The following is a 17,056-nucleotide window of genomic DNA, read 5'->3' as shown; positions in this document are numbered from 1 at the left end:
GTCCCCTTGCCTGATGCCTGACGCTGACCCGGCGACCCTATCCGGGCACCCGCATGGTCACGAGGAGCGCCGTACGGGCAGCCAGCCGCGGGACCATCCGCTCGGCCTCACGCAGCATCCGCCCGGCCTGCTCGTCGCCGACCGCCCGCCGCAACTCCGCCTCCCGCTCCTGCCACAGCCCGTACAGCCGCTCCCACATCGCCGGCTCACCCGCCCGCACCACGATCTCCTCCACGACCAGACCCGCCTCGGCGGCCTGCGTCACCGCCCTGCCCTGGACGTCGCCGGTTCCGGCCCGCGTCACGACCAGCCGGCCGCCCGCCCGGATCACCCGCCGCATCTCGCCCAGCGCCCGCCCGGCATCGGCGTTGGCGAACGCGTCCACGCACACCAGCCCGTCCAGACTCTCCTCCGGGAGCCGGCTCGCCTCGAGCGTCCCCACCCGGAACTCGGCACGCCCCGCCATCGCGAACCGCGCGGCGCGCCCGGTCGCGAGCCGTACGGCCGCCAGAGAGACGTCCCAGCCGACCAGCCGCACGCCCAGCGCCCGGGCCAGCCACAGCCCCACCCCGCCCGTCCCGCACCCCGCGTCCCCCAACACCTGGCCGGGCCGCAGCCGGAGCCGTCCCACCAGCTGGCCCAGGAGGACCAGGTCGCAGGAGCTGTAGGGGGCGACGTCGTGCGGGTAGGCGTCGCCCATCGCCTCCGCATACAGGCGGTCCACCAGGCCGTGCGCGGCCCGCGCGGTGTGGAACGCGTCGAAGTGCTCCGCCAGCACCTCCTCACGGGTGTCCGTCATCGGGGGATCGACCTCCTGGTCCTCGAGGTCGCCCCCGGCGCGATCACCTTCACCACGGCGAACGCGGTGTCCGGCCGGGCCAGGTCGACCGCGACCGGCTCCCAGCCCGTCACCCCGCGCACCACCTCAGCGACATGCCCGGCCTGCTCCTCGAACGTCCCGCCCGGCCCGGGCGTGTACTCGACGAGAACGTCGTCCCACCGCGCGGCCGCCCGCTTGGGGCGCGGTCGTACCGCCACCGCGTCGAAGACGTCCTCCCGCGAGGGCAGATCGTCCCGCGTGCCCGCGATACACGTCAGCCGGGACTGGGCGGCCTCCGTCACCGCCCGGGCGAGCGCCACGTGCGGATCGTGGTGGCAGCCCGACCCGGCGAACCACAGCGGATAGTCCTCCGACCACAGATAGGCCAGGCACACCGGCAGCCCGTACGGGCTCACCACCCACGCCGTCTCCAGCACTGCCCCCGCCCCCGTGATCCGCCCGATCAGCGACCCGGCGTAGGAGTCCACGACGGTGCCCGGATCGAACCACCGCCGCGCCGTCCCTCCGAGCTGCTCATCCGCGTGCAGGGTGTGCCGCTCCACCACCTCGTACAGGCCGTGCAGCACCGCCTCCGCCCACGTGTTCCCGCACGCCACCCCCGTGCTCGTCGCCCTGAACAACGCCGGCTCCCACAGCCGCGGGCGGCGCCGCTCCACCAGCCCCACCGGCACCGGCACCGCCCCACCATCGATCAACCCCGTGCCGGCCGCCCACGGCAGCGTCACCGCCTCGAGCCCGCCGTGCCTCACCCGGCACGACAGCTCCGTCAACGGCCACGGCGCCCCCACCTCGCCCGCCGTACCCAGCCAGCTCGCCCGCAGCGGCTGCTCAACATGCCACAGCTCCAGCGCCTCCATCACCGCCGAGACCGCCGCCAGCCGGCCCGTCGCCCCCTTGCCCTGCGACGCCGACAGCGTGACCGCCCCCGGCCGGATCGCCGTCCATACCGGAATCCCCAGACAGTCCAGCCCCGTCAGGTCCGCCACCCGCGTGATCCCGTACCGGCCCAACTGAGGCTCCAGCACCGCCCACGTCTCCTCCGCCGTACGCGCCCGCACCGTCCCCCGCATCACAGCGCCCTCCCCGCACCCGCCGCCACAGCCCCGCGCCGCCGGTCGCCGTACAGCCCCATCACGAACGGCTTCACCACCTCCACCGCCCGGCCCCCGCTGCGCAGCCCACGCACTGCCGCAGCCTCGTCCAGCCCGTCCTCACCGCAGCCCCACACCGACGTCAGCACCCCCACCGCCACCTCATCCCGCACAGCCTCCGCCACGTACCCCACAACCGTCCGCCGCGCCCGGGCGTCCGCCTCCGCGTACCGGGCCACGGCCGCCCGGTCCGCCCTCGTCTCGCGTCCCAGCAGCAGCTCCACGACGCGCGGGTCCGACAGGTCCGGCTCCACGCGGAACACGGCGTGCACCGGCAGCCCCGGATAGGGGGCCATCCGCTCCGTCAGCGGCATCCCCGCACTGCCGTCCCCCGGCCGCAGCGACAACTCCTCGAGGAACCGCCACCACACCACCGGGAACAACGGATCGAAAACCTGCTGGTACGCGAGACGCAGGCGGGTCGGCAGACGCCGCCCGCCGGCCTCCTCCACAGCAAGATCGTTGCGCCAGCGCCGGAAGTACCCCGAGTCCCAGCAGACCGCCCCCGCCCGGACCCCGCCGCCGGCCCCCACGCACTGGTACTCCTGGCCGTCGCCGACGAGCGCCAGGAGCACAGCGGCCCGGGCATCCGCGTACTTCACGTCCCCGAACCGCGGATACCGCTCCCGCTGCCCGGCGAGCCACTCCACGAACTCCGCACCCGCGCGCTGCCGGCACACCGCCCTCACGGCCGCCCACGTCCGCTGCGGGTAGAACACCGCCCGCAACGCCTCGAGCACCTCGTCGGCCGCCCGGCGCTCCAGGACCCCGGCGGCCACACCGGACGCCAGGACCTCCCGCACGTTCACCAACGGCCACGTCACCGCCGTGGCGTCCTGCGGGTCCTGTCCGACCGCGACCTCGTCGTCCCCGACCAGCCGCCCGGACCTGAACCCTTCCGCCACCCGGCCGACCGGCTCCATACCGAACACCTCGAGCTCCACCGCCCGCAACGCACCGATACTCGCCGCCCCGATCACCCGCACACCCCGCGCCAGCAGGGCGAGGATCTCCTTGTGCCGCACCGCCGCATGCTGGTGGTACACCCCGTCGACCAGCACCACCGCGTCCCCGCCGGCGATCGCCAGACCGAACAGATCCCCATGCCGCACCGGAGGACGCACCCGCACCCGCCCGCCTTTCAGCACGTCGTCGTCCGCGGGCAGCGTCGGCCCCGTGAAAACGTGAATCACCCCGAACCCCCTTCTCCTGGACAAGGCGGTGCCCCGACACCCGCAGGCATCGGGGCACCACACGAACAGCACGAACTGGTCAGACGTACACCCGGGGAGGCAACGCGCCCCGGCTGGAGTCAGGGTTCAGGGGCCCTCGTCCTCGACGTCCTCGATCCGCACCGGCGCGGACGACCAGACCCGACCGTCCACCGGCAGTTCGACGTCCACCGTCTCCGACTTCGACTGATCCACGAGTCACTCCTCGCTCAGCTGAAGCAGACCCCCACGGCCTGCCGTCCAACACCGTTGTCCACCGGCCCCCCACCGGACAAGGCGCACCACCCCGGCGCGAAACCCGCACGGCCGCGCCCCCACGCGCCCCGACCGCGCTACCCCGCCGGCCCACGTACGCAAGACAAAGGGGGCCGGACAACGTGCTTGAGCCCCTGTACGCCCTCTGCCGTAGACACGGAGGCGCACGGTCCCTTCCCGCACCCACCCTCGTAGCCGCGGACAGGGCCGCCGCCTCTGCCGTGCTGCGAAGAAGCGGCAGCCCCCCGGTCTCCCGTCGACAAGGTGGACCAGCCGCAGTCACTGAAGACAATGCGGGTAAACGCCAGACGGGAAGTCTCGGCCATTGAGAATCTACGGGCAGTACTGTGACAATGATCCGGGGGGCGTCATGGAACATCGCGCAAGTGAACTGCCGCTTGAGTTTCAATGCCAAAGTGTGTGGCCGATGATCACCAAGCGAGACGCGGCGCGGCGAGCGCGCCATCAGGTCGTCACCATCGTTCCTGCCCTGAAGCAAGGTCTCGCCATCGCATCCTTGGGGCGAGTTCCGAAACGGTTCCGCCGCGCGTTGTGGGCGCGACGTCTGGCTCGGACACGTGTAGATCTGTACCTCAACTCGTGGCTCGGGCTCGCCTTTATCGGCTTCATGCTATGCATGATTGTGGTCATGGTTTGGCCGAGTTACGACCCACTCATCCTTAAAGTGCACTTTCCTCATTCGCTCGCAGTTCGGATCCCGGAAGTCTGGCGCCTGCCCGGCGCTCTCGGAGTAGTCCTGTACTGCTTCCTGATCGGATTCGCGATCTGGCGTGGTTTTGTGGACGCCGGCCACCGATATCGCCTAATCGAGCACGCGGCTCTAGTAGTCATCTATGCGGGCAAAGCTGCGGATCGCGACACAGACGCCGCCGCGCTCCATGCGCTGTCGACACGACTTCATGCATTCGGCAAATCAGTGATCACGAGTCATGTCCAAGCGGGAACCATCCCCTCGCACGCACGAACGCGCCATCGGACGGCCGTGAATCACGCGCGGCGAGTCGTGGCTAGGCTGCGGAGCACGGAGGCTGGACTCGACACGAACCGTGAGGACGCTCTGCGTGAGCTAGTCACGCTCGTCATGCAGATCTCCGACAGTTATCTCCTCGGGCACCTCGCAGCACTACTGCCAGAGGAAGAGATCAAGGACATGCAACCAGTGAGGGACCATCCCGAGATCGGGCGAATGGTCGGCACGACAGGACAACTCCTCGCAGCTGCCGCCGTCTTCGTCGGTCTCCCTTGGTTGCTTACCCACCTTGGGTGGGCCGCGCCCTACTCCTACGGAGCAGCGGCTCTGGGCGCCCTGATCGTCCTTGTCCCTGCCCAGGGACGCCACCTGTTCATCGCCACTGCGCAGAGGCTCGCCCGAAGCCCGGGACAGGAGAAGTAGCGAGGCGAACCAAGCTGCTCCTCCTCGGAGAAGTCAGGTTCGCCACGCCACGATTCCGGCCATCGACGCCACGCGGCTCAGCAGTTCCGCCGACGTGCGCCCCTGCCGCCCACGCAGGGCCGGCTGACAGTCTTCAATCCCGGCTGGCGCGCTCGGACCACACCGGCCGCGCTGGACACCAGTCGACCTATCGGCCGTACGACCACGAGAACCCCGCGGCGCGCCCCCGGGTCTACGCGCCGTGATGCCGCGTCAGGCAGCTGTACAGCACAGACCCCGCCCACGCCGACGCCTCGTCGAACGTGAGCAGCACCGGCCGCGACGGCGCCGCGCACTCCAGCTCCGAGTCCGAGAACGCGCCGGCGACGGGGTCGTACTGCAACAGGTCCGTGCACTCGGCCGCCGGACGGTTCATCAGCAGGATCGCGTCGCGCACATCCCCGGACGACGAACCCGTGTAGACCAGGCAGTACGTCACCCCCGGATCCCCGCCCGTCTCCGGCGCCTGCACCACCCGCACACGCTCCAGGCCGCCCACGGCAGGCGTCGCCGACGCAGCAGGCGCCTCCCACACCGACTCCGACGGCGCCGGCGCGGCCGACACCGAACGATCCGGCGTCGAGGCCGGCGCCGCGCCCGAAGACCGCTCGGGCGCAGCGGCCGCCTGCGGCGCGCCGCCGTCCCCGCGGGCGAGCTGCAGCGCGCCGATCACCGCCAGCGCGGACACCCCCGCGACAGCGACCGCCCCCGCGGCCAGCCTCCACACGGGCACCCTCTGTGTCGTGGCGCCTTGCGGCGGATCGGGTGGCAGGCGGACGACGGGGATGTTGTCGAGGGTGTCCCCGTTGTGGAACCGCAGCAGGTCCTCGTCCTCGTCGGGACGGGGTGGTCTCTGTGGCCGATCGGTCATATTGCCCCCCAAGTGGCGTACGGACTTGAGTCTTACCTTGCTCTCGCGCCCCGGCGGTGCACAGTTCGATAACGCCTGTCGCACGGGTGCGATGCGGCCCCCACCCGGAGCGCTTCCGGACGGGGGCCGCTGGTCTGGTTCATCTGTCGGCCGGCCCGGCTTCTTCAGCGGCTTCGGGCTTGGTGCGGGGCTTGGTCCCCCAGGCTCCGGAGTGACCGCGCTCGATGTTCTGGACCGTCCCCAGGGAGACCTTCAACCGTGCCGCGATCGCCCGGTACGGCACCCTCTGAGCGCGTAGTTGCAGGACGACCTCGCGCCGCAGCGCCTTCAGACGCGCCTCTCTCTTCGCCTGGTCGGCGAGCACCTCACTGATCGCCACCGCGCGTTCCTCTGGATCCTCAATGGCCTCCACCTGCGACAACGCGTCGAACACTCTTTGCGCCTCCTTGGAGACCTCTCTGGCCACGCCTGTCCCTTTCTCGGCAGACCGCCAGCCAGCACGCGTATGTCATGGTATACATGCTGATCAGGCGGCTACCCGCTGCTCGATAAGAAAAAGCCCCCGACCCGGCGCTGGTACGCCATTGGGCCGGGGGCACCCACCCTGACTGCGAAAGGGCAGGCAGTGCCCGAGACTACCGACCCGCTGTGCCCGACCGAACTCCATCCCTCCGCCGCCACCACCGCGACCGCCCGGCTGGAGCGCGCCCTTACCGCGCCAGCCCCGGACCGCAAGGCCGTGGCCGCTATCCGTCGTCTGCTCGGGACGCCCCTGTGGGAGCCGCGGCCCGAGCTGGGTGAGACGCTGACGCGCCGGTTCCTCTGGTCGCAGCGGGAGCTGAACGACGTCTACGAGCGGCACGGGGGCACCGTCACCGCCCGCCCCGTCCCGCAGCCCGGCACCCCCAGCGCCCAGCCGGTCATGGAGATCACGGTGACGGTCCCCGTCGACGGCACCCGCCCGGTGGAGTTCGTGACCGAGTGGGACGGCGACTGGGCGCGGGACGCCGGCCGGAGCGAGCTGCCGCTGGTGCGTGCGCTCGCCGGGTGCGCGGCATGAACGGCCCGAACCCGGCTCCGAGTCCGGCCGGGCGGTACTACCGCGACGTCGTGATGCCGCTGCAGGAGGCGTGGAAGCTCGCCCGCGAGGTCCACGCCCGGTACGGGCCGGTGCGCGGTGGCGGTACGGCGCCGGTGGATGAGGCGCTGGGCGCGGTCCGTGACGTGCTGGAGCAGGTCTGCGACTCCCTGCGGCTGGAGGGTGCGCGGCTGACGCCGGCGGAGACGACGGCCCGGGAGGTCCTCGCCCGCTTCGAGGACGTGCAGGGCAGTGACCACGCGCTGGCCGGTGAGGCGCTGGTCGCGGTGCGTACCGGGTTGCGGCGGGTGCTGCGGGAGTACCTCGGGGACGGCCGGCAGGCCGGTCTGCTCGAGCAGGCAGCCGCACCGCCCTCGAAGAGCGAGCTGGTGTTCCGGGTGCAGACCGGCCGGGACGAGGAGGAGTGGCCCGTCTTCGCCGAGCACGGACGGGCGGTGGACTACGCGCGCTCGTACGGGCTGCCGGAGAACGCGGTCCACCCGTACTCGCCGCTGCTGCCGTGGGAGCGGGAGACCGGGGCGCCCTCGCCCGGGCTGCCGGAGGCGTGGGAGGCGGGGCGGCGTGCCCTGGCCCGGCACCGGGCGGCGAACGTCCACTCCCACAGTGCGATGGCCAACGCCGCGGCGGCACTCGGCGAGGCGCTCCTGGAGCTCGTGGCCGCCCACGACGCGCAGCAGGCGGGAGGTGAGGGCGCGTGAACGGGCCGGCGACCGCGCGGGTCCTGGCCTTCGCCGCTGACGCGATGGTCATCGAGCCCGCCCTGGATCTGGACAGCGCGGTGCGGCTGGCGGTGTGGGACGACCCGGACGCCCCGTTCCCGCAGGCGGGGGCGGACGGCGCCGAGGTGTTCGCCGACGCGATGGCCGTGCTCCACGACGCCTTCCGGTCGCGTGCGGCCGGTGTCTCCCGCGAGGGGGACATCGAGGTCGTCCGGGCGGAGGCGATGCGACTGGTCTCCGTGCCGCGCTGACCAGCCCCCTGAGCGGCCGGGGTGCCGCGCCCCTTCTTGAGCGGCGCCCCGGCCACCCTCCCAACTGATCCCAGAAGGGGATATCCCGTAGTGAAGATCGTCGTGATGGGGCAGGGCTACGTCGGCCTGCCCCTCGCCATGGCCGCCATCGAGGACGGCCACCACGTCGTCGGGTTCGAACCCGACACACAGCGGTGCGAACAGCTCCAGGTAGGCCGCTCGTACGTCGAGGACGTCCCCGACGAAAGTCTCCGCCGGGCCCTGGCCACCGGCCGCTACCAGCCGACCCGGCACGAGGAACTCCTCGCCGGGTTCGACGTCGCCGTCATCACCGTGCCCACGCCGCTGACGGACCGCCAGCCCGATCTCAGCGCCGTACGGGAGGCCGCGCAGACCGTCGGATCCCACCTGAGGCATGGGGGCCTGGTGGTGCTGGAGTCGACCACCCACCCGGGCACCACGCGCGGCGTACTGATGCCCATCCTGGAGAAGGCCACCGGTCTGCAAGCGGGCCGGGACTTCCATCTCGGGTTCAGCCCGGAGCGCATCGACCCGGGCAACGAGCAGTGGCGGTTCACCAACACCCCGAAAATCATCTCCGGGCTGACGCCGGAGTGCCTGGACCGGGTCGAGCACTTCTACGCCGGGCTCACGCAGTACCTCGTCCCCGCCGGCACCCCGGAAGAGGCAGAGCTGGCAAAGGTCTTCGAAAACACGTTTCGCCACGTGAACATCGCCCTCGTCAACGAGCTCAGCCGCCTGGCCCACACCCTCGGGGTGGACGTGTGGCGCGCCCTGCGGCTCGCCGGCACCAAGCCCTTCGGGTTCACCAGGTTCCTGCCGGGTCCGGGTGTGGGCGGGCACTGCCTGCCGGTCGACCCGGTCTACCTCACCCACCACGTCCGTACCCGGCACGGGCAGGCGTTCCGGCTCGTGGAGCTCGCGCAGGACATCAACGACGGCCAGCCCGCCTATGTCGTCCAGCGCCTTCAGGACGCGCTCAACGTCCGCTTCCACCGCGGCGTGCACGGCGCCCGGATCCTGGCGCTCGGCCTGGCGTACAAGCCGGGCACCAGCGACGCCCGGCAGTCACCGGCCGCCGAGGTCGTCGCCCAGCTCCAGGCCAAGGGCGCCTTCGTCGACACCCTCGACCCGCACGTCGCGGCCGAGCGCACCTGCCGCCCCGCCACTGCGCCGACGGCTCTCGCCGGGCCCACGCCTCCGATGCCGTACGGGCACTACGACGCCGTCGTGCTCCTCACCGCGCACGACGAATTCGACCTCACCGCGGTCGCCGACCAGGCGGCCTACGTGCTGGACACGCGGGGCGTCATGCCCGTCGCCCCGCACATCGAACGGCTGTGACAGCCATGACCCAAGGGAGAACACATGTACAACGGCCTGGCGCACACCGGCTTCGGAGCGATGCTCCTGACGTTCGTCGCGATCGTGATGGGCGCGGTCGGGGGCGCACTGAAGTTCGTGACGGGGCAGAGCCGGGGCTGACCCAGCCGCTGACGGTCGCCGTCCTCATCCCCGCGCACAACGAGGAGACGACGATCGGGGAGCTGGTCCAGGCGTGCCTGGACCAGCCGTACCCCATCGCCCAGCTCATCGTCGTGGCGGACTCCTGCAACGATCGCACCGCCCAGGTGGCCCGCGAGGCCGGCGCGAGCCTCGTCCTGGAGACCTCGCACGCCGACAAGGCGGCGAACCAGAACGACGCCCTGCCCTACATCACGGCCGACGTGATCGTCGGCTTCGACGGCGACTCCCGCCCCACCCGGGACTGCATCACCCTGATGCTGGCCGACCTGGCCAAGGGCTACGACGCCACCTGCTCCAGCATCCTGCCCCTGCAGGAAACCGGGTTCTTCATCGAAGCCCGGCGCTTCGCCTACAGCCTGGGCAGCCAGTGGTGGCGCCTGTGCCAGCGCCGCGTCGGCCGCCTCCAGGTCCTCACCGGCGCCTCCTACGCCTTCCGCACGGACGTGGTGCGGGCTGTCGGCGGCTTCCCCAACGGCCTCATCAGCGCCGACATGGACATCACCTGGAAACTCCACGAGAACGGCTACAAGGCCTGGTACACCCCGGCCGCGCTGACCCTCACCGTCGACCCGGAGAACTGGGCCGAGTACCGGGCGCAGATGCCCCGGTGGGCCGCCGGCTACTTCCAGAACGTCGCCCGGTACCGCGGGCAGATGTGGCACTGGCGATCCCTCCTCACGGTGGGGACGGCGATGTTCGATCTCGTCACGCTGTGGTGGTGGGCGCTCGTCGTGGTCTACAACCTGGCCACCTGGCAGCACCTGTCGATGTTCCGGTACATGGGCTACTGGTTCGCCGGCCACACCGCGCTGACCATGTACCTGGTCTCCCGCGTCGTCGGCTGGAAGAAGGCCGCCCTCGGCTTCGCCCCGTACACGCTCCTGAACTTCTACAACAAGTGGCTGTACACCAAGTCGATGTGCCGTGAGTGGTTCCTGGGCCGCCACTACGCCTCCTGGACCGGACGCTCCGGACGCAAGACCGTCATCACCCCGATGACGCGACGCCGCCGCCGCGCCCTCGCGCAGGTCGGCGTCTACGCGGGCACCGCCGCCTCGCTCGCCGGCGGGTACCTCGGCAGCACCGCCTTGTGGGGCCTCGGCGCCGCCGCGGCCCTGTGCATCCCCCTGTCCCTGGTCCGGGTTCGCGGTACCGGCAGACGGCGCGCGCCCGCCCCCTCCCACACCAGCCCTGCGGCCCCTCCCACAACCCGCTAACCCCCCACTGCCTGGAGATTCGCCATGTCACCTCGCTTCGCTTTCAGGCCCGGTACTCCACCGTTCATCGCGGAAGGCACCAGCCTGGCCCTTCAACCGAGGATCCCCTGCATGCACGGCCATCCGGCCGTCGACCTCGAGTTCACCGGCTGGCAGTACCAGCCCGGCGACCGCAGTCCGCAAGCGCATGCCTCGGACGACCATCAGGAAGAGCGCCGTGTCCTCGTCCCGCTTTGCGTGGCGGCGGACCTTGTTGGATCGCTCCTGGCGCACGTCGCGCACTACAAGTCGCCCGAGGCCGCCACAGCGTTCCTGGACAGCGTCACCGAGCACCGGGCCCAGACCGAGGTCCGGCTCGCCGAGCTCGCGGCCGAGGGGCGGGACTGCTGCACCGAAGGCTTCCTGACGGGAGGCCAGGAGCACACCTGCGGGCGTACCAACAGTCGTTCCGAGCCCGCGCCTCCCGATTCCGACGGCGCCTGACGGCGCACCGGCCCGCCCGCGTCCACCCTCACCCGGAAGGCAGCCTGATGACGTTCCTCGCACGCCTCACGCCGTGGCGACACCGCTCCGTTCCGACAGCGCGCGGGCGCGTTCCGAGCACGCGCCCGCGCGTTCCGGGAGCACCGGGCCGCGTTCCGGGGACGCCGGGCCGTGTTCCGGACACGGGCATGGCGGGTTCCGGGGGCGCCCTCGCCGCGGCGTGGGTCCCCGTCACCGCCGGACGCCCCCGGACGCCGGCCCGGGCTGCCGTTCCGAAGACGCGGACCTCCGTTCCGGGAGTAGGCGACGCCGTTCCAGGGACGGGCCGGGCCGTTCCGGGAGCAAGGGCGACGGGTACGCGGCGCGCCCTGGAAGCCCTGGCGATCGTCGGCGGCCTGGTCCTCGCCGCGATCGGCTTCACGGGCAGCTACCGCTCCCTCGTCCGCCTCGGGCAGCAGCACGGCCTCGGCGAGTTCGCGCGCGTCTTTCCCGTTGGTGTCGATGTCGGGATCGTCGTCCTGTACGCGATCGACCTGTACCTGACCCACCGCAAGATCCGCTGGCCCCTGGTCCGGCTCACCGCCCACGCCTTCACCGCGGCCACGATCGTCTTCAACGCCGCCGCCTCCGACGGCCCGTTCACGGACGACCTCATCGGGGCCGGCATGCACGCCGTCGTCCCGGTCATGTTCGTCATCTCCGTCGAGGCAGCCCGCAAGGTCATCGTGCGGATGACCCCCACCGGCGCCGAGAGCGACGGCGTGCCCGCGCATCGCTGGCTCCTCGACCCGGCCGGCTCCTGGCTGATGTTCCGCCGGATGAAACTCCACGGCCTCCGCTCCTACACGGAGGCGGTAGACAGGCACCGTGAGCAGGTCGTCTACCGCGCCATGCTCGCCCGCCGCTACCCCCGGGGGAGGGGCAACTGGCGCGGCTGGCGGGGCGCGCCCGTAGATGAACGCCTACCGATGATCATGGCGCCGTTCGGGCTGAGCGTGGAAGAGGCGCTCGCCATCCCGGAGCAGGCCGCGGAGGAGGCCGAGCGCCGCGCTGCAGCCGACGCCCGCAAGGCCCGGGAGCGCCGCATCGCCGAGCAGATGGAGGCCGACCAGGACGAGATCCGGCTACTCGACTCCCAGACCGCAGTCGAGGAGGCACGCCAGCACGCCGCATCCCGCAAGGAACTCGCGGCCGTGGACGCCCGTGCCGCGTACTCGAAAGCGGCCGCTGTCGCCGACGCCCACGAGCGGGTCGCCGTCCAGGAGGCCGAGGCCCTTGAGTCGGCGGAGGCCGCGGAGGCCCTCGAGCGGGCCGCCCGCGCCCGCGCCGCAGCCGCCACCGCGGACGAGGAAGCCGCCGCAGCGGAGTCACAGGCGGCCGAGCTCCGCCGCCAGGCCGCCGTCGCCGACGAGGAGAGTGCCGCCGCCGCCGCAGCCATCGCGCGCCATGATGCCGACGCCGCGGAGGCCGAGCAGCGCGCGGCCGAAGCCCGACGGGCCGCCGCCGAAACGCAGGCCCGCGCGGTCGAAACGGAGGCGCAGCTCACCGAAGAGCAGCGGGCCGCGGCCGCCCGGGCGCTCGAGAACAGCCGGCGCCTGGAGGAGGCTGCCGAGCGTGAACGGAGCGCGGCCGAAACGAGGGCCGCTGCCGCCGGAACCGACGCCCGCGCGGCCGAAGCGGAGGCGCGTGCCGCCGAAACGCGACGGCGTGCGGCCGAAACGAACGCCGCCGCCAGCGCCGCCGAGGAGCGCGCCGCCGCCGCGGCCCGGGCTGCCGAGGAGGCGCGGCGGGCTGCCGCCGAAACGCGACGGCGTGTGGCCGAAACGGAGGCCCGTGCGGTCGTAGCGGAGGACTACGCCCGCCTCACCCCCCGGGAGCGGGACGCGCGCAGGGTCGCCCGGATGATCCTCGCCCAGGGCGACGGCCGGCCCGAGGCCGTCGAGCTGTCCGCGATCGCGGAGGCCCTGAGCGTGTCCGTGTCCACCGCCTCGGAGCGACGCCGCGAAGCCGCCGAGCTCCTGGCCGCCGGCTACCAGCCGCTGTCCGAACCCGCCCTTGCCACCATCTCTGGGAGCGCCTGATGTTCTACGTGATTCTCGGAGGCGGTATCGCCGCTGCGGTCATCGCCACCCGTACCCGCCACACAGATCTGAGGGCAGTCGCCACGATCGCGGCGATCATCATCGCTCTGTGCTGCCTGCTCTTCCCGCAGTCGTGGTGACCACCGCCGCCGTACTCCTCTCCCCGCTCGCGGCTGCGAGCCCCCCGTATCCCGCTTCTGCGCTGAGGACTTCTGCATGCGCCATTTCGTCCGTGTTGCCCTCGTCGGCGGGGTCGCCGCCGTCGTCTCCGTCGCGTGCCCCCAGCTGCTGCCGCTGCTCGCTGCGGTCGTCGCCGTGTGGTGCCTCGCCCAGACGATGCCCCCACGCCGTCCCCGTCGCGGTGGCCGGCCGCCCGCGAAGGAGTCCCGGTGAGTACCGAGGCTGCCGGGCCTCCGGCCGCCGGGGACGACGGGGCGCCCGAAGACTGGTGGAACCGCCTGTACGAGCCCGCGTCTGCCCCCGAGCCGTCGCCCGTAGTGGCCGAGTCAGCCCAGCCGCCCGAGCCGGCTGTCCCGCCCACGCGGGAGATACCCGGCCTGTCCACGCTGGGCGGACAGCGGCAGCCTGAGCGGGGGCGCAGGCGCCGCCGCACCGCTCCCGTGCGGCCGGACTGCGCGCACGGCCGGGTGGAGCCCGTCCACTCCCTCGTGACCGGGGAGCTCCTCGCTCTGCTGTGTCTGCTCTGCGACGAGCAGCTCGACGTCCCCGCCCCGCAGCCGGATGCCCCCGCCCCGGGCGCAGCCCCGGCGCCGTACGCACCGGGGAGGCAGGACGGCCAGGAGCCGGACGCCCCGGCGGGGAAGCGCGCGCAGGGCCGGAAGTCGGGCCCGGTGGTCAGCCACCTCAAGCCCATCGCCTTCTCGGCGAGCGCCGGGCTGTTCGGGTACGGCGTCGGCCTCGTCTCCCTGCTGGGCAGCGCGCTCCCTGCTGCGGACCAGCACGCCTCACCCACGCTCGGCTCCCTCCTCTCCGTGAGTGGCTGCGTGGCGGCCTGGCAGCTCACCGCCGGCATGACGATCCGTCAGTCGCTCGAACTGGTGCTGCCCGTGCCCGCCTTCGTGAGCAGGGCCGTCATCTGCGTCGTGGCCGCCGGTGTCGCTCCCGGCGTGGCCCCGGGCGTGGTCGACGTCCTCAACCAGTACGGCGGCTACGTCGGGCTGGACCCCTCTGCGGTCGCGCTGCTGGCGACGGCCGGGGTCCTGTGCGGGGGCCTGTACTGGCTCGTCGACCGCCGCTTCCGCCACGCCTGGGCGCCAGTGCGGTGGCTGGCCCGCGTCCCCCTCGCCTCCGCTCTCCTCGCCGCCGCGCTCTACGCTCCCGGCACGCACTGAAAGGGCCCCTCGTGTACACGACCATGGCCGCCGCTCCCTCGCTGGGGCACGGCACCCTCCTGGGGTCGATCACCCTGAGCGGGCTCGCGGCGTGCGCGCTGCTCCTGCTGATCCTGGGCGTACGCGGCTCCGACACCATCAAGATCAACACGAAGCAGAAGGTCACCCTGTGGTCCCTGCTGACGGGGTCGCTGATGGAGGCCGCCGGCGGGAACTGGAACGACGTCATCACCGGCATCGGTTCCATCCCCGAGTCCATCAACGCCGAGTCCGGGTTCGGTGACTGGGGAGCGGCAGGGAAGGCCATCTTCCTCACGCTCGCCGCGTGGGGGCCGAAGTGGAAGCGGATGATCTGGCCGATGCTGTTCGGCCTGGCCGCGTCGGTGTACTGGATCAAGGCCGGCGGGATCGGCGCGGTCCTCCTCAACGCGGCCCGCACCACGCTCGGCAACCTGGGCAGCATGTGATGTCCGGCGACCGGTACACCCTCACCGCGCTGGCCCGCGATCTGGACGTCGGCAGCCGCCTCCTCGCACGCCGCGCCGCGCTACTCGCCGCGGCCGGCTACCGGCGATGCAGGACACTCGCCACGACCGGCCGCCCCGGCGCTCCCTCCGTACCGCGCACGCCGCCCGCGGCGGCGCCCTCCGACCGCACGCCAGGCGCTGAGGGCGGCACGGGTGGTGAGGGTGCGCCAGCGTCCGCCCCACCGGTGATGGCCCCCGCGAAGCAGGCAGGGAAGGGCCGCCGGGCAGCCGCGACCGCCAGGGCGCGCAGCGGGGCCGTGGACACCTGGCTGCTGGCCGGCCTCAGTGCCTGGGTCGCCTGGTGCTTTCTGCGGCGGCCGCTCGCCGCCGGTCTCCACGCCCTGGCCCCGGACATGGCCGTCCTCGCTCCGTTCGCCGCAGCGTGGTGGAGCGTCGCCGCGTGGCTCACCGCGCAGCACGACAAGCACCGCCAGGCGCAGCAGCCCGCTCCCGCCGACCCGGCGCCGGCCGACGGACAGCCCGACGGGGCGCCGACGCGGGAGGCCGTGCAAGCAGCGGAGCAGTGGCTGCACCACCTCGTCATCACCCGAGTCCTCAAGGCGGCACGGCAAGGATTCAAGGGCGTGCACCTCAACACGCTGCTGACGGAGCCCGGCATCCCCGCCACGTGGCGAGTGGGCACCCTCAAGGCGCACCTCGAGCGGCTGGCGATCCCCGTCAACCGGAACCTGAAGCTGAAGGGCGCGCCCGGGCCGACGTACGGGGTCCGGGCGGACGAGCTCGCTGCGGCGCTCGGCATGCCCCTCGAGCAGGCCGTCCTCGCCTACGCCCCGGTCCATCCCGACAGCCCCCTCCCCGCCCCCGAGCGGGCCTCGGAGGAGGGCCCCGCAGTACCCGCTGCGGAGGGTCCCGGCGGGCCGGCCGGGGAGGGGGTCCAGCCGGCCCCGTCCGGGGGCCTTCTCGCCCGCCTGCTCGGGGCGCTCACCGGCCCGGCCGCGCGCCCCTCCCGCACCCCCGATGCAACCCCTTCCCCGGCCGCGTCTCAGCCCAGGCCAGGAGGGGGGTAGACGCCCAGCTCACACGCCATCTACCGGCCTCATCTACCGACCGTCTACCGCTCCATCTACCGGCCGTCTACCGTCACACCCGGACCCCCTGCTGCCCAGCATTCAGAGAGCAGGCTGCGATGCCGTACCGCTACAACTGCCCCCGCTGCGCCATCACCTCCCCGTCCTACTGGGCCGAGGGCCGCGCACAGGAGTGGGGCGACGAGCACCGCGACGGGCGTCACGACGGCGGCCACCCCTACGGCGAACACGTCGAGCAGACACGCCTCGAACTCCCGGACACCGGCCAACTCGGTGCCCTGGCGTTCGTGGTGGCGCTGCTCCTGGTCGCCTTACTCGTTCAGGCCGTCTAACACCCGGGAAGAACAGGCTCCATGGCTTCGCAGCCCACCAGCACATCGATCGACCGCATCAGCACCTACCTCTACCCCCTCGCCGCCCTTCACGCGCCCAGCGTCATCGCGGAGGCCGCCGGTCTCCTCGACGCCTGGCTCGGCGTCCTCGACGAACGCGGCATCGACCGGCGGGCGGAGGGCCCGGGCTGGCTGGCGCAGGCCGCCGCCGAGACCGCCACTGCCCAGTACGGCAGGCCCGCCACCGACCGCTCCTCCGGAGAGCTCGTCGAGCTGCAACACGCACTCACCGGCGCGTTCCGGGACGAGGGCCTCACCATCGCCCACAGCGTCGTCCGCATGGGAATCGCCATCGAACCCGTCGACGGCGGCCCCCGCTGGGGCATCGCATGCTACACCGGGCTCGCGGTCGCCCTGTACGCCGACAGCGGCTGGGAACTGATGGTCAACCAGATGCGCACCAGGTCCTTCACGATCTACGCCCCGGCCACGGCCGACGGTGCGCGCGAGGTCGCGGCCCTCGTCGCCGGGATCGCCCGCGGCGACGTCAAGGACCCGTTCCGCGCCCGCCGCTGACCCGGCCCCACCCTCCCCG

General features: G+C 72.5%; 20 protein-coding genes. 15 read left to right on the top strand and 5 right to left on the bottom strand.

Annotation, left to right across the window (positions count from 1 at the left end):
• Positions 1 to 37 precede the first annotated feature (37 nt).
• Genes OIE12_RS30670 through OIE12_RS30660 form a run of 3 tightly spaced genes read right to left on the bottom strand, consistent with a single transcriptional unit; the run spans position 38 to position 3,185 of the window.
• Positions 38 to 799 (bottom strand): SAM-dependent methyltransferase, encoded by a 762-nt coding sequence (locus OIE12_RS30670; protein WP_329140982.1) that lies wholly within the window; start codon positions 797 to 799, stop codon positions 38 to 40.
• The gene (locus OIE12_RS30665; RefSeq protein WP_329140980.1) at positions 796 to 1,911 is read right to left on the bottom strand and encodes a YcaO-like family protein; all 1,116 of its coding nucleotides are present in this window, start codon (positions 1,909 to 1,911) and stop codon (positions 796 to 798) included. The genes OIE12_RS30670 and OIE12_RS30665 overlap by 4 nt, the downstream gene beginning before the upstream one ends.
• Complete coding sequence (locus tag OIE12_RS30660; RefSeq protein ID WP_329140978.1) at positions 1,911 to 3,185, bottom strand: TfuA-like protein; 1,275 nt, start codon at positions 3,183 to 3,185, stop codon at positions 1,911 to 1,913. The genes OIE12_RS30665 and OIE12_RS30660 overlap by 1 nt, the downstream gene beginning before the upstream one ends.
• Positions 3,186 to 3,849: 664 nt before the next feature.
• On the opposite strand from OIE12_RS30660, the gene OIE12_RS30655 reads away from it, so the two are divergent.
• Entirely contained in the window at positions 3,850 to 4,893 is a 1,044-nt protein-coding gene (locus OIE12_RS30655; RefSeq protein WP_329140976.1) for a hypothetical protein, read from the top strand.
• A 232-nt stretch (positions 4,894 to 5,125) separates the two neighbouring features.
• On the opposite strand, the gene OIE12_RS30650 is transcribed toward OIE12_RS30655, so the two are convergent.
• Entirely contained in the window at positions 5,126 to 5,803 is a 678-nt protein-coding gene (locus tag OIE12_RS30650) for a hypothetical protein (protein WP_329140973.1), read from the bottom strand.
• Between the two features lie 139 nt (positions 5,804 to 5,942).
• Positions 5,943 to 6,269, bottom strand: a complete 327-nt coding sequence (locus OIE12_RS30645) for a helix-turn-helix domain-containing protein (protein ID WP_329140971.1) — start codon at positions 6,267 to 6,269, stop codon at positions 5,943 to 5,945.
• Positions 6,270 to 6,428: 159 nt separating this feature from the next.
• Between OIE12_RS30645 and OIE12_RS30640 the strand changes: the two genes are divergently transcribed.
• The 14 genes from OIE12_RS30640 to OIE12_RS30575 all read left to right on the top strand — a co-directional run bounded on the left by OIE12_RS30640 (position 6,429) and on the right by OIE12_RS30575 (position 17,037).
• Entirely contained in the window at positions 6,429 to 6,863 is a 435-nt protein-coding gene (locus OIE12_RS30640) for a hypothetical protein (RefSeq protein ID WP_329140968.1), read from the top strand.
• Positions 6,860 to 7,600: a hypothetical protein gene (locus OIE12_RS30635; protein WP_329140966.1), complete on the top strand. Its 741-nt coding sequence runs from the start codon at positions 6,860 to 6,862 to the stop codon at positions 7,598 to 7,600. Before OIE12_RS30640 ends, OIE12_RS30635 begins: the two co-directional genes overlap by 4 nt.
• The gene (locus OIE12_RS30630) at positions 7,597 to 7,872 is read left to right on the top strand and encodes a hypothetical protein (RefSeq protein WP_329140964.1); all 276 of its coding nucleotides are present in this window, start codon (positions 7,597 to 7,599) and stop codon (positions 7,870 to 7,872) included. The genes OIE12_RS30635 and OIE12_RS30630 overlap by 4 nt, the downstream gene beginning before the upstream one ends.
• Before the next feature lie 90 nt (positions 7,873 to 7,962).
• Positions 7,963 to 9,237: a nucleotide sugar dehydrogenase gene (locus tag OIE12_RS30625; RefSeq protein ID WP_329140962.1), complete on the top strand. Its 1,275-nt coding sequence runs from the start codon at positions 7,963 to 7,965 to the stop codon at positions 9,235 to 9,237.
• Positions 9,238 to 9,374: 137 nt separating this feature from the next.
• Positions 9,375 to 10,637, top strand: coding sequence for a glycosyltransferase (locus OIE12_RS30620; RefSeq protein WP_329142325.1), 1,263 nt, complete (start codon positions 9,375 to 9,377; stop codon positions 10,635 to 10,637).
• Positions 10,638 to 10,748: 111 nt separating this feature from the next.
• Entirely contained in the window at positions 10,749 to 11,120 is a 372-nt protein-coding gene (locus tag OIE12_RS30615) for a hypothetical protein (protein ID WP_329140960.1), read from the top strand.
• A 188-nt stretch (positions 11,121 to 11,308) separates the two neighbouring features.
• Positions 11,309 to 13,201: a DUF2637 domain-containing protein gene (locus OIE12_RS30610; protein WP_329140958.1), complete on the top strand. Its 1,893-nt coding sequence runs from the start codon at positions 11,309 to 11,311 to the stop codon at positions 13,199 to 13,201.
• A complete protein-coding gene (locus OIE12_RS30605) occupies positions 13,201 to 13,341 on the top strand; it encodes a hypothetical protein (RefSeq protein ID WP_329140956.1) in 141 nt (46 codons plus the stop codon). The genes OIE12_RS30610 and OIE12_RS30605 overlap by 1 nt, the downstream gene beginning before the upstream one ends.
• Before the next feature lie 76 nt (positions 13,342 to 13,417).
• Complete coding sequence (locus tag OIE12_RS30600; protein ID WP_329140954.1) at positions 13,418 to 13,594, top strand: hypothetical protein; 177 nt, start codon at positions 13,418 to 13,420, stop codon at positions 13,592 to 13,594.
• Complete coding sequence (locus OIE12_RS30595) at positions 13,591 to 14,553, top strand: hypothetical protein (RefSeq protein ID WP_329140952.1); 963 nt, start codon at positions 13,591 to 13,593, stop codon at positions 14,551 to 14,553. Before OIE12_RS30600 ends, OIE12_RS30595 begins: the two co-directional genes overlap by 4 nt.
• 11 nt (positions 14,554 to 14,564) lie before the next feature.
• Positions 14,565 to 15,020: a hypothetical protein gene (locus OIE12_RS30590; protein ID WP_329140950.1), complete on the top strand. Its 456-nt coding sequence runs from the start codon at positions 14,565 to 14,567 to the stop codon at positions 15,018 to 15,020.
• A complete protein-coding gene (locus tag OIE12_RS30585) occupies positions 15,020 to 16,108 on the top strand; it encodes a hypothetical protein (RefSeq protein ID WP_329140948.1) in 1,089 nt (362 codons plus the stop codon). The genes OIE12_RS30590 and OIE12_RS30585 overlap by 1 nt, the downstream gene beginning before the upstream one ends.
• A gap of 119 nt (positions 16,109 to 16,227) precedes the next feature.
• The gene (locus OIE12_RS30580) at positions 16,228 to 16,461 is read left to right on the top strand and encodes a hypothetical protein (RefSeq protein ID WP_329140946.1); all 234 of its coding nucleotides are present in this window, start codon (positions 16,228 to 16,230) and stop codon (positions 16,459 to 16,461) included.
• Between the two features lie 21 nt (positions 16,462 to 16,482).
• Complete coding sequence (locus OIE12_RS30575) at positions 16,483 to 17,037, top strand: hypothetical protein (protein ID WP_329140944.1); 555 nt, start codon at positions 16,483 to 16,485, stop codon at positions 17,035 to 17,037.
• The last annotated feature ends 19 nt before the right edge of the window (positions 17,038 to 17,056 follow it).

Origin of the sequence: Streptomyces sp. NBC_00670 (genome assembly GCF_036226765.1) — a bacterium.
Taxonomy (GTDB): Bacteria; Actinomycetota; Actinomycetes; order Streptomycetales; family Streptomycetaceae; genus Streptomyces.
The sequence above is the reverse complement of the archived record's forward strand: the minus strand, read 5'-3'. Positions and strand labels throughout refer to the sequence as shown.